At 45.8% G+C, this 1,263-nt stretch carries 1 protein-coding gene; it reads right to left on the reverse strand.

Annotated features, from left to right (window positions below):
* Nucleotides 1–1,207, reverse strand: a 1,207-nt coding sequence (locus B3182_RS10015) for a lipopolysaccharide kinase InaA family protein (protein ID WP_292752628.1), incomplete at its 3' end; no start/stop codon positions are given.
* Between the last annotated feature and the right edge of the window lie 56 nt (nt 1,208–1,263).

Below are 1,263 nucleotides of genomic sequence, written 5' to 3' on the forward strand. Positions count from 1 at the left end.
TGGCTTTTAAATCACCATGATAAATATGATGCAGACGTAATTGCTCAAATAAATCGCTGATTTGCTGCAGCATCTGCGGTTGCTGAATTTCCGAGTCAGAAAGGTCCGCTAACGAACGTCCGGCAATATGCTCACAGATAAAATAGGCTTTATGCCGCAGCCCGAAAAACCGCTGTTCAACAAAGCCCAGAGGTTGTGGTGTAGCAATACCCAGAAATTCCAGCAGATTGGCATTGTACCAGGACACATTGGCGCGACTTTTCCGCAGACAACGTCGTAAAAAATGCCAAGGCGTTTTCATGTTATAGCGTTTAATCACCACTTGCTGTCCCGCCAGCTCTCTTTTGACAACGGTAGCAGAGTTGCCTTTTTTCAGAGAAATCCCATCCTGCATGGCTTGATTTAATACCGTTAGCGGCTGCTCTGCTAAAGCGGAAGATAAATTGCCACGCCATGCCGCCTCGAGCATCAGTGATTTTTGATAACGGGTCATGGTGCAGGATCTAAACTGCTTTTTCAGATAATGTGCTTGTCGATAGTCGCGAGCTTTTTTGATCTTACCGAGTAATTGTTGCTCAACAATAGGATCCAGCACCATATTTCGCGCAGCGAAATAAGCGGGCAAGCCATTCAACAACCACTCCTGCTGTTCCAGAGGAAACTGTGCCATCAACCGTGCCAGATTATTCAGGCAGGTCGCCATTTTTAGCGGTTTTTTCGGACAAACCACTGAAGCTAAATCCAATAGATACAAAGTGTTATTGGAAAACACAAAATTATCCAGATGCGGATCCTGCTGATAGCACTGGTTTTGATGGCAACGGCCAAACAAATCAAATAAGGCCGTTAGCGGAAACGCTTCTTCTGACAAAGCATTCAATGTCACCGCTTTGGGCAAAAAGGCATAGACGATAAAACTAACGCCCTGCTGATCATCGGCATGCTGCAAAATCAGCGCGACGGCGATATCGGCTTGGCTGCAATGTTGATGCGCTGTCAGTTCGTGTTGATATTCCTGCTGACCTTTACCTTGGGCAGCAAACAACTTGAGCACAAATTCGCCACTATCGTTGCTGGCATGTAAAACAATTCGCCGCCCGGCCAGAAAACGTAATACCGACAGAATTTGATATTTTGTGCCGCCCAGTTCTAACTCAATTGGAAAAGCGGCAGGTAATTCTTTTAATAAACTTTGAGCAGTCAACATGACCATTATTCCGCCAGCAACTTCTGCGCGCGACGTTCAACTTCACGCCATAAATC

This window comes from Methylophaga sp. UBA4204 (genome assembly GCF_002379485.1).
Classification (GTDB): Bacteria; Pseudomonadota; Gammaproteobacteria; order Nitrosococcales; family Methylophagaceae; genus Methylophaga.